This is a genomic window from Tsukamurella serpentis, from assembly GCF_054780975.1.
On record NZ_BAAGVH010000002.1, the window covers coordinates 1,100,180 to 1,110,094 of the forward strand.

Annotated in this window: 10 protein-coding genes; 7 read left to right on the forward strand and 3 right to left on the reverse strand. The window is 68.8% G+C overall.

The window, feature by feature from the left end; all coding sequences use genetic code 11:
* The first annotated feature begins 14 nt into the window (after positions 1-14).
* From ACYVHG_RS07730 to ACYVHG_RS07750, 5 genes are all read left to right on the forward strand, one after another.
* Positions 15-605, forward strand: a complete 591-nt coding sequence (locus ACYVHG_RS07730; RefSeq protein WP_461166816.1) for a phosphoribosylanthranilate isomerase — start codon at positions 15-17, stop codon at positions 603-605.
* 112 nt (positions 606-717) lie between these two features.
* Positions 718-2,187, forward strand: coding sequence for a PepSY-associated TM helix domain-containing protein (locus tag ACYVHG_RS07735; protein WP_461166817.1), 1,470 nt, complete (start codon positions 718-720; stop codon positions 2,185-2,187).
* Positions 2,188-2,250: 63 nt separating this feature from the next.
* Positions 2,251-2,742 (forward strand): ferritin, encoded by a 492-nt coding sequence (locus ACYVHG_RS07740; protein ID WP_461166818.1) that lies wholly within the window; start codon positions 2,251-2,253, stop codon positions 2,740-2,742.
* Between the two features lie 138 nt (positions 2,743-2,880).
* Entirely contained in the window at positions 2,881-3,534 is a 654-nt protein-coding gene (locus ACYVHG_RS07745) for a TetR/AcrR family transcriptional regulator (protein WP_461166819.1), read from the forward strand.
* Positions 3,531-5,057: an ArnT family glycosyltransferase gene (locus tag ACYVHG_RS07750; protein ID WP_461166820.1), complete on the forward strand. Its 1,527-nt coding sequence runs from the start codon at positions 3,531-3,533 to the stop codon at positions 5,055-5,057. The genes ACYVHG_RS07745 and ACYVHG_RS07750 overlap by 4 nt, the downstream gene beginning before the upstream one ends.
* Positions 5,058-5,114: 57 nt before the next feature.
* Here ACYVHG_RS07750 and ACYVHG_RS07755 read toward each other — a convergent pair whose 3' ends face one another.
* Both ACYVHG_RS07755 and ACYVHG_RS07760 read right to left on the reverse strand, forming a co-directional pair.
* On the reverse strand, positions 5,115-6,149 hold the full coding sequence (locus ACYVHG_RS07755; protein ID WP_461166821.1) for an aspartate-semialdehyde dehydrogenase: 1,035 nt from the start codon (positions 6,147-6,149) through the stop codon (positions 5,115-5,117).
* 3 nt (positions 6,150-6,152) lie between these two features.
* A complete protein-coding gene (locus tag ACYVHG_RS07760) occupies positions 6,153-7,418 on the reverse strand; it encodes an aspartate kinase (RefSeq protein ID WP_461166822.1) in 1,266 nt (421 codons plus the stop codon).
* Positions 7,419-7,609: 191 nt separating this feature from the next.
* On the opposite strand from ACYVHG_RS07760, the gene ACYVHG_RS07765 reads away from it, so the two are divergent.
* Both ACYVHG_RS07765 and ACYVHG_RS07770 read left to right on the forward strand, forming a co-directional pair.
* Entirely contained in the window at positions 7,610-8,341 is a 732-nt protein-coding gene (locus tag ACYVHG_RS07765) for a hypothetical protein (protein WP_461166823.1), read from the forward strand.
* 47 nt (positions 8,342-8,388) lie between these two features.
* Positions 8,389-9,606 carry a hypothetical protein gene (locus tag ACYVHG_RS07770; RefSeq protein WP_461166824.1) on the forward strand — a complete coding sequence of 406 codons (1,218 nt, stop codon included), beginning with the start codon at positions 8,389-8,391 and terminating at the stop codon, positions 9,604-9,606.
* 42 nt (positions 9,607-9,648) lie between these two features.
* Here ACYVHG_RS07770 and ACYVHG_RS07775 read toward each other — a convergent pair whose 3' ends face one another.
* Entirely contained in the window at positions 9,649-9,852 is a 204-nt protein-coding gene (locus ACYVHG_RS07775) for an MbtH family protein (RefSeq protein WP_461166825.1), read from the reverse strand.
* Positions 9,853-9,915: the final 63 nt, after the last annotated feature.

The following is a 9,915-nucleotide window of genomic DNA, read 5'->3' on the forward strand; positions in this document are numbered from 1 at the left end:
CCTACGATCGACGGATGTTCGTCAAGGTCTGCGGGCTGCGCACCCGCGAGAGCGTCGAAGCCGCGGTCGCCGCGGGTGCCGATGCGATCGGTTTCGTCTTCGCACCGGGCAGCGTCCGGCTGATCGACGCGCAGGCCGCCGCTGGACTGATCTCGGCGGTGCCGGACAGCATGGAGACGGTGGGCGTTTTCCGTGGCCAGCCGATCGACGAGGTGCTGCGCCTGGCCCGCGCATCACGGGTGCGAACGATCCAGTTGCACGGCGACGAGCCGGCCGAGCACTTCGCCCGTGCCGCCGAGGCGGGATTCGCCACCATCCGGGCGATCTCCGCGACCCGGTTCACTCGATCCGGTCACGACGGTGCCGAACGCCTGCTCATCGATGCCACGGTGCCCGGCTCGGGTGCCACTTTCGACCCGGCCGACCTGCCCGTGCCCCCGTCGACCTCGTGGCTGCTCGCCGGCGGCCTGCGCCCGGACAACGTGGCGGATCTGATCGCCGCCTTCGGGCCGTCCGGGGTGGACGTCTCCAGCGGAGTGGAATCGGCTCCGGGAGTGAAGGATCCCGGACTGATCCGCGAGTTCGTCGCCACTGCCAAGTCCTGACCTGCGCATTCGATCGTCGAATTCCCGGTGGACGCGGAGTAGGATTTCGCGCGGGTCCAGCCCGGCCCGGAGCGCCCACGCCTTCAGTAACGCCGCAGCATCGAGGTGAACCATGTCCGTGACCGAACCGGCAACCCAGAACTCGGAGAGTTCTCAGTCACCGGACCCGTCTCGCGCGGCCGCCGGCGCCTCTCGGGCGGGCTGGCGTGCGGCGATCATGCGGCTGCACTTCTACGCCGGCCTGCTGATCGCGCCGTTCCTGGTGATCGCCGCGGTCAGTGGTGGCCTGTATGCGGCCGCCCCCACTCTGGAGCGGTTCGTCTACGCCGATCAGATCGTGGCCAAGTCGCAGGGTCCGGCGCTGCCGCTCGCCGAGCAGGTCGCCGCGGCGCAGGCCGCGCATCCCGGGCTTCCGGTCAGCGCGGTCCGCACGGGCGACGGTGCCGATCGGGCCACCCGGGTGCTGCTGGCCGATCCGGCGCTGGCCGGCGAGGAGCGCCGGCTCGCGGTGTACGTCGATCCGGCGACGGCGCAGGTTCAGGGTGCGCTCCCGGTGTACGGCTCGATCGAGGCGCTGCCGATCCGGTTCTGGATCGACCGGCTGCACGTGGATCTGCACCTCGGCGCGATCGGCCGGTTCTACAGTGAGCTCGCTGCGTCCTGGCTGTGGGTGGTCGCGCTCGGTGGCCTCTACCTGTGGTGGCGGCATCGCCGGTCCGATCCCCGCCGGATGCTCGCCTACGACCGCAGAGCCACCGGGCGCGGAGGCCGCATGGGCCGGCACGCGGTGATCGGGACCTGGCTGCTGCTGGGCCTGCTGTTCTTCTCCGCCACCGGGCTGACCTGGTCGAAGTACGCCGGCGAGAACATCGCTGAGCTGCGCGCCGAGATGGGCTGGGTGAAACCGAAGCTGTCCACCTCACTCACCCCGGCGGCGGCCGGCACGAGCGCCGGGGCGCACTCCGATCATCTGGCGGCGGAGGAGGCAGAACCCTCGCCGGAGGTGGCCGCGCAGACCCGCGGCCGCAACATCGCGGTGCTCGACCGCGCCGTCGCGGCCGCCGCTGCCCGCGGCGTCGACGGCGCCGTGGAGGTCTCGGTGCCCGCCGATCCGGACACGGCGATCACGGTCGCTCAGACCCGCCGGCCCTGGCGGATGGGGATCGATTCGGCCACCGTCGACCCCGGCACCGGTCAGGTGGTGACGGTGCTGGCGTTCGCCTCGTGGCCACTGCTGGCCAAGGCGACGGAACTGCTGATCAACACCCACATGGGCTGGCAGTTCGGCCTGCTGAACCAGATCGCTCTGGTCGCCTTCGCGACGCTGCTGGTGACGGTGATCGTGCGCGGTTATCTGATGTGGTGGCAGCGGCGGCCGCGACGCGGCGGACTACCCACCCCGCCGGCCCGTGGCGGGCTGCGGAAGGTCGAACCGTCGCACGCGATTCCGGCGGTTCTGGCGATCGCGTTCATCGGTTGGTTCCTTCCGGTGTTCGGCGTTTCACTGCTGGTGTTCGTGGCGATCGACCTCGCGATTGGCGTTGCAAAAAAGGGTGCGCCTAACCTAAAAAAGACCACTTGACCTGCGGAGAGGTACGCCTTACCTGCGTTGCCATATTCCTAGAACGGTTCTAAAGTCGTCCGCATGAAGCTCACGGACGCACTTGAAGAGAAGTTCAACGACCAGATCACCCTCGAGTTCGAGGCCTCGCTGGTGTACCGCCAGCTGGCGATCGAGATGGAGATCCGCGACCTGCCGGGCATCTCGGGCTGGCTGCGCAAGCAGGCCGACGAGGAGATCACCCACGCCAACAAGTGGATCAACCACCTCTCCGATCGCGGTAACCACCCCCGCATCGGCGCGTCCGCCGCGCCGAAGGTCGATGTGGACACCGTTCTCGACGTCTTCGAGGTCGCATTGCAGCACGAGCAGCGCGTCTCGGAGTCGATCCGCAACCTCTACCGCGCCGCGGATGAGGACATCGATTCCAAGGGCCTGATCCAGTGGTTCGTCAACGAGCAGGTCGAGGAGGAGGCCACGGTCAGCGAGATCGTCGGTCGCCTCAAGCTGATCGACGGTGACGGTCCGGGCCTGCTGCGTCTCGACGAGGAACTGTCCGCCCGCTCCTCCGCGTAAGCACTTCACCGGTCAGCCACCGGTTCGTACCTTCACTGCGGCCCCGTCGAACGGGGGTCCTCCTTCGGGAGGGCCCCCGTTCTTCGTTCTCCGGCGATCGGCATTACCGATTCTGACCAGCGATGATAATTTTTGACCATGCGGTCAACTTCTGTCCCGAATGGTCAACGTTCCTTCATCAAGGAGGCTCGTCGCCGGCAGATCATCGACGCCGCAGTCGTCGTACTCGCCGAGTCGGGGTTCGGCGCCGCCTCCCTCGCCCGGATCGCCGAGCAGGCCGGTGTCTCCAAAGGCGTGATCTCGTACCACTTCGACGGCAAGGACGATCTGCTGCGTCACGTGGTCATCTCGCTGTACCAGAACGGCGCGGCGACGATGATCCCGCGCATCGAGGCCGCGCCGACGGCGCTCGACCGGATTCGCACGTACATCGAGACCAACCTGGAGTTCCTGGACGAGAACCGGCAACACATCACCGCGATGATCGAGGTGGTCTTCGGCCTCCGCGACGATCACGACCGGCCGGCCTTCGGCCCCGAGGACGGCGATGCCGCCGCGGTCGAGCCGCTCGCGCAGCTCCTGCGCGAGGGGCACGCGAGTGGCGAGTTCGGGGAGTTCGATGCCTGGATCATGGCGCAGCAGATCCGCGACTCGATCGACGGTGCCGCGACTCGCGCGGCGCGTGATCCCGGCCTGCGGCTCGGCCCCTATGCGCAACAGATGCTCGATGTCTACCTCCGTGCGGTGCAGCGCCCGCCGCACGGAGATGTTCCAGACGGAGGTGTCCGATGAGCCGTAACCGCCCCCAGCCGATGGCCTCCGTGCCCGCGCTCCGACTCGGCGACACCGCCGCACACCCGATCGCGTGGCCGTTGATCCTGCCGATCCTGGTGCTCGGAGCGATCGCGGCTGCGTTCGGCGCCAGCAGGTACCACCTGTTCGGCGACGAGTTGTACTTCATCTCGGCCGGCCACCGGCTCTCGGTCGGTTACGCCGATCAGGGACCCGTTCTGCCGCTGCTGGCCCTGCTCGGCGAGGCGATGCCGGGCGAGCACCTGATCCTGTTCCGATTGCCGTCGATCCTCATCACGCTGGCCGGGATCGTGTTGTCGGCGTTGATCGCCCGAGAACTCGGCGGTGGCCGCTTCGCGCAGGCACTGACCGCCTTCGCCTACGCCACGTCGACCTTCCTGCTGCTGCAGTCCTCGCTCCTGGCGACGAACGCGATCGATACGCCGCTGTGGGTCGCGGTCAGTTGGTTGCTGGTGCGATGGGTGCGCACCCGGCACGACCGCCTGCTGTTCCTGGCAGGCCTGGTGACCGCGCTCGACATGCAGGTGAAGTGGCTGATCCCGGTGTTCTGGGTGTGTATCGTCGCAGCCTCACTGATCTGGGGCCCGCGGGATCTGGTGCGACGTCCGGCCCTGTGGCTCGGCGGCGCCGTCACGGTGTTGACGATGCTCCCCGCCCTGCTCTGGCAGGCCCGGCGCGGTTGGCCCTACCTCCAGCTCACCGGACAGGTCGCACAGGAGAGCCAGTACGCGGGCGGGCGGCTGTTGTTCGTGCCGATCATGCTGCTCACGGCCGGGCTTCTCGGCGCGCTGCTGCTGGGGTACGGCCTCTACGCGCTGATGCGGTCGGAGCACCTGCGTCCGTACCGGTTCCTCGCGCCCGCCTTCGTGCTCCTGGTCGCCGTCTTCGTGGTCACGGCCGGCCGGCCGTACTATCCGGGCGGGATGATCCCGGTCGTGGCCGCCGCCGGCGCGGTGGCCTTCGAACAGCTGCCTCGGCCGATCCCGAAACGGATCGTCACCGCCGCGCTGTCCGTGCTCGCGGCCGCGTCGATCGTGGTGAGCCTGCCGTTCACGCCGGCGGCCGAGATGGACGAGCCGAAGTCCGTGATGGAGGCCGGAATGCGCATCTCGGTCTACGGCCAGTTCGGCTGGCCGGAACTGACCCGGGAAGTGGAGCAGGCGATCGCCGCCCTGCCCGATGCCGAACGGCCACAGGCGATCGTCGCCAGCTCGTACTGGCAGGCGGCGGCGCTCGACTACTACGGCCGGGACCTGCCACCGGTGTTCAGTCCCAACCGCGGGTACGGCTATTTCGGCCGGCCCGACGACGCCGCCACCACGGTCCTGTGGGTGGTCGCCTCCGAGTCCGAGCAACCCGGCGAGATGTGCGCCTCGTCGCGGGTGCTACGCACGGTGCACCACCGGATCGGCATGCCGACCGCCTCCACCGGTGTGGACGTCCGGCTCTGCCAGGCCCGAGAGCCCTGGTCCCGGATGTGGCCCCGGCTGCGCCGGATATGAGGATCGGGGCTGCGCCCGTGCTCGGCGCAGCCCCGATCCGATCCCCAGGGGGACGTGTCAGACCAGCAACTCCGCGATCTGGACGGTGTTCAGTGCGGCGCCCTTGCGCAGGTTGTCACCGCTGATGAACAGCGCGAGGCCGCGACCGTCGGGGACGCCCGGGTCCTGCCGGATACGGCCGACCAGGGAGTCGTCGGAACCGGCCGCGTCCAGCGGGGTCGGCACGTCGGCCAGCTTGACGCCCGGCGCGGCCGCCAACAGCTCCTGAGCGCGCTCGACCGACAGCGGTGAGGCGAACTCGGCGTTGATCGACAGCGAGTGGCCGGTGAGCACCGGCACGCGCACGCAGGTACCGCTCACCAGCAAGTCGGGCAGCCCCAGGATCTTGCGGGACTCGTTGCGCAGCTTCTGATCCTCGTCGGTCTCACCCGTACCATCGTCGACGAGCGCACCGGCCATCGGCAGCACGTTGAAGGCGATCGGCGCGACGTACTTGTTCGGCGTCGGGAAGTCCACGGCGGAACCGTCGTGCACCAGCTTCTCCGCGTCCGCGGCCACAGCGCGGACCTGCGAGAGCAGCTCGTCCACACCGGCCAGGCCGGAGCCGGAGACCGCCTGATAGGAGGAGACGATCAGCCGCTGCAGGCCGGCCTCGTCGTGCAGCACCTTGAGCACCGGCATCGCGGCCATGGTGGTGCAGTTGGGGTTGGCGATGATGCCCTTCTTCAGGTCTCGGACCTGCTCCGGGTTCACCTCCGAGACCACCAGGGGCACGTCCGGATCCTTGCGCCAGGCGCTGGAGTTGTCGATCACGGTGACGCCGGCGGCGGCGAACCGGGGTGCCTGCACTCGGGACATCGTGGCGCCCGCGCTGAACAGCGCGACGTCGAGCCCTGCCGGATCGGCGGTCTCGGCGTCCTCGACCACGATCTCACGGTCGCCGAAGGGCAACGTCTTACCCGCCGAGCGCGACGAGGCGAAGAAGCGAACCTGCGAGGCCGGGAAGTCACGGTCCAGCAGCAGCTGCCGCATCACCGCGCCCACCTGCCCGGTGGCGCCGACGACTCCTACCCGGATTCCGTTGTCTGCCATGTGTTACCGCCCCGTTCCGGCGTAGACGGTGGCCTCTTCCTCGGAGCCGAGGTCGAAGGCGTCGTGCAGCACCTTGACGGCCTCGTCGAGCTCGTTGTCGCGGATGAGCACCGAGATGCGGATCTCGGAGGTCGAGATCAGTTCGATGTTGATACCGGCCTTCGACAGCGCCTCGCAGAACGTGGCGGTGACCCCCGGGTGGCTCTTCATGCCCGCGCCGACCAGCGAGACCTTGCCCACGTGATCGTCGTAGACGACGGAGTCGAAGCCGATCTCCTTACGCAGGGCCTCCAGCTTCTCGACACCTAGCGGGCCCAGCTCACGCGGCAGGGTGAAGGTGATGTCGGTGCGCCCGGTGTCCACCTTGGACACATTCTGCAGCACCATGTCGATGTTGATCTCCGCATCGGCGATGGCGCGGAAGACCCGCGCCGCGTAGCCGGGCTTGTCCTCCAGGCCGACGACGGTGATCTTGGCCTCGCTGCGGTCGTGGGCCACGCCGGTGAGAATTGCCTCTTCCACGGGGATCTCCTCCATAGAGCCGGAAACGATGGTGCCGGGCTTGGTCGAGTACGACGAGCGCACGTGAACAGGAACGTTGTACCGGCGCGCGTATTCCACGCACCGCAGCATCAGGACCTTGGCCCCGCAGGCCGCCATTTCGAGCATCTCCTCGAAGGAGACCTTGTCCAGATGCTTAGCGTTGGGAACGATCCGGGGGTCAGCGGTGTAGATGCCATCGACGTCGGTGTAGATCTCGCAGACATCGGCCTCCAGGGCCGCGGCGAGGGCGACCGCGGTGGTGTCGGAGCCGCCCCGGCCGAGCGTGGTCACGTCCTTGGTGTCCTGCGAGACGCCCTGGAACCCGGCGACCAACACGATCTTGCCGTCGTCGATGGCGGCGCGGACCCGGCCGGGGGTGACGTCGATGATCTTGGCAGCGCCGTGCTTGCTGGTGGTGATCACACCCGCCTGCGAACCGGTGAACGACTGCGCATGCGCACCGAGCGAGTGGATCGCCATGGCGACCAGCGCGTTCGAGATGCGCTCACCGGAGGTGAGCAGCATGTCCATCTCCCGTGCGGGCGGCGCCGGACACACCTGATTCGCCAGGTCGAGCAGCTCGTCGGTGGTGTCACCCATGGCCGAGACGACGACGACGACGTCGTTACCCGCGCGCTTGGTCTCGACGATCCGTTCCGCGACCCTGCGGATGCGCTCGGCGGAGCCGACGGAACTGCCCCCGTACTTCTGGACGACGAGTGCCACTTGGGGACTACCTCCTGCATTCGGGCTTGCATTCGGGCTGCTTGCAGTAGTCATCGTACCGGCGCGGCTTCCCGCGCTCCCGCCCCGCCCGCCTGCGGCCGTGCCCGGCCGGCGGCGTCCAAGAGGTCTACAACCACGCGTTCAGCCGGTTCACGGATAATCGACTCGATCACGGCGACCGAGGAGAACCGATGAACCCGTACGGCGGCCAGAACCCTCGCCCGTACCCGGGTGGGCAGTACCACCGGGGCGGCACCCCCCAGCCTCAGCCCGGCTACCAGCCCGGCGGCCAGCAGTTCGGCCGGCCGGGCCACCCGCAGCCCACCCAGCAGTTCGGCTACCCGCCGCCCGGCTTCCCGCCCGGGCCCCCACAACCGCCGAACAAGGGCGGCGGCAAGGGTGTGATCATCGCCGTCGTCGCGGTGGTCGCGGTTCTGGCGGTCGCAGCGGCGGTCGTCGCCGGGCTGGTGCTGCGCGACGACGACTCCACCACAGACGCCTCCCCGGTCACCTTCTCGGCGACCACCTCCCCCGGGACCGGATCGGGCGGCACTGCTCCCGCATCGAAGTCCGGCTCGGCACCCACTCCGACTCCGGCGCCGGGGGTGCCGGGCACCGAGACCGACGGTTTCCTCACCCCCACCCGGTCGGGCGGTGCGCCGTCCACCGGGTCCACCGTGCCGCTCAAGCTCAGCGCCGGCGGCGCCGGAGTGGTGATCGTGTCCGGCGTTTCGGGGACGACGGTGCCGCCGGCGTCGACTCTGCCCTGGGAGTGGCAGGGTCCGGCGGTGGTCGGTGAAACCCTGACCGTGCGCGTGGTCGGCACCGGACCGTTGAACTGCTCGATCTCGGTGGACGGCCGGGAGATCAGCCGTCGTGAAGGCACCAACTCGGTGCAGTGCGGGATCAAGCGCGCCCGGTGACCGGGGTGCGCACCGGCAGTATCCACACCGCCTCGGGCGCCGGTACGATGCAACGCGTGCCGACCGCCCCCGATCACGCCGTAACCGGAGCCGCAGCACGGTCGGACCTGCTGGACCGCACCCGTTCGATCTGGTTGCCGATCGTCGTCTACCTCGCGATCCGCGGTATCGGACTCGCCGTGCTGGCGCGGTTCGCGCAGCTGCGGAATCAGAACCTCGCCGACCTGCTGACGGCCTGGGACGGCAAGTGGATGACGGGTCTGGCCACCTACGGCTACGACGCGATGCCGTGGCGGTTCGTCGACGCGCGCGGCGAGCACACCGCCGACACCGCGTACGCCTTCTTCCCCGGTTTCCCGATGCTGGTCCGTGCGGTCGCGCAGTTGCCGGGGCTGGACGCCTACCGAGCGGCTCTGTTGGTCAATGTGGTCGTCGGGTGCATCGCCGCGGTGGCCGCGTACCGGCTGGGCCGGCTGTGCGTTCAGTACATGCCGCAGATCCCCAACCGGCTGGCCGAGCGCGCCGGACTGCTCACCACCGTGCTGTTCGCCGCTGCACCGATGGCGATCGTGCTCAGCATGGCCTATACGGAGGCGCTGTACTGCGCGCTGGCCGGGTGGGCGCTGGTCGGTGTGCTGGAACGACGGTGGCTGCTGGCCGGAGTGTGCACGCTGTTGGCGGGCTTCTGCCGGCCCACCTCGGTGGTACTGATCGGGGTGGTCTCGCTGGCCGCGATCCTCGCGATCATCACCTCCGACGGTGGCGAGCGGGTCCGCGCAGTGCTGTGCGTGGTGCTGGCGCCCCTGGGTTGGGTGACGTACCTGCTGATCGTCGCGCAGCAGACGGGGAGTCTCACCGGGTGGTTCCGGATCCAGACCGAGGGCTGGGGAACCACCTTCGACCTGGGCTACCAGACCTGGCAGTTCGTGAACTACACGCTGGTCAACGGTTCGGACATCGCAGACCTGTCCGTGGTCGCGCTGCTCTCGGCGACCATCGTGCTGATCGTGCTGGCGCTCCGCTCGCGGATGCCGTGGCCGATCACGCTGTACGGCTCGCTCGTGGTGATCTCTCTGCTCGGCTCGGGCGGACTGATGATGTCGCGCCCGCGCCTGTTACTCCCCGCGTTCGTCCTGCTGATCCCGATCGCGATCGCCTTGGCGAAAAGGTCGAAGCGGGTTCAGGTGTGGACCTGCGTGGGTGTCGTGACGGTCACCTGTTGGTACGGCGCGCACATGGTGAGCGTGTATCCGCACGCCATGTGAGCGCCGCGTCGCAGCCGTGACGACGCCCCCGGGACGTCGCGACTAGGCACGCAGGCTCAGCGGACGGATGTCGGTCCAGGCGGTCTCGATGTAGCTCAGGCACTCCGACCGGGAGCTGCCACCCTCACCGAAGGTGACGGTCCAGCCGCGGGGAACCTCACGGAAGGTGGGCCACAGCGAATGCTGGCCCTCGTCGTTGATCAGCACGACGAACTCGCCGGTCTCGTTGTCGAAAGGGTTGTTCATCTTCATCTCTCCTTGGTCCGGAGCGGTGTCCGGTAGTCGGGCGTGTGACTGGTGCTCGGCTCG

Bases quoted from the DNA above. Each gene is read 5' to 3' on its own strand.
- ACYVHG_RS07730 (WP_461166816.1), top strand. From the start codon at position 15: ATGTTCGTCAAGGTCTGCGGGCTGCGCACCCGCGAGAGCGTCGAAGCC.
- ACYVHG_RS07745 (WP_461166819.1), top strand. From the start codon at position 2,881: ATGCGGTCAACTTCTGTCCCGAATGGTCAACGTTCCTTCATCAAGGAG.
- ACYVHG_RS07750 (WP_461166820.1), top strand. From the start codon at position 3,531: ATGAGCCGTAACCGCCCCCAGCCGATGGCCTCCGTGCCCGCGCTCCGA.
- ACYVHG_RS07755 (WP_461166821.1), bottom strand. From the start codon at position 6,149: ATGGCAGACAACGGAATCCGGGTAGGAGTCGTCGGCGCCACCGGGCAG.
- ACYVHG_RS07775 (WP_461166825.1), bottom strand. From the start codon at position 9,852: ATGAACAACCCTTTCGACAACGAGACCGGCGAGTTCGTCGTGCTGATC.
- ACYVHG_RS07735 (WP_461166817.1), top strand. From the start codon at position 718: ATGTCCGTGACCGAACCGGCAACCCAGAACTCGGAGAGTTCTCAGTCA.
- ACYVHG_RS07740 (WP_461166818.1), top strand. From the start codon at position 2,251: ATGAAGCTCACGGACGCACTTGAAGAGAAGTTCAACGACCAGATCACC.
- ACYVHG_RS07770 (WP_461166824.1), top strand. From the start codon at position 8,389: ATGCAACGCGTGCCGACCGCCCCCGATCACGCCGTAACCGGAGCCGCA.
- ACYVHG_RS07765 (WP_461166823.1), top strand. From the start codon at position 7,610: ATGAACCCGTACGGCGGCCAGAACCCTCGCCCGTACCCGGGTGGGCAG.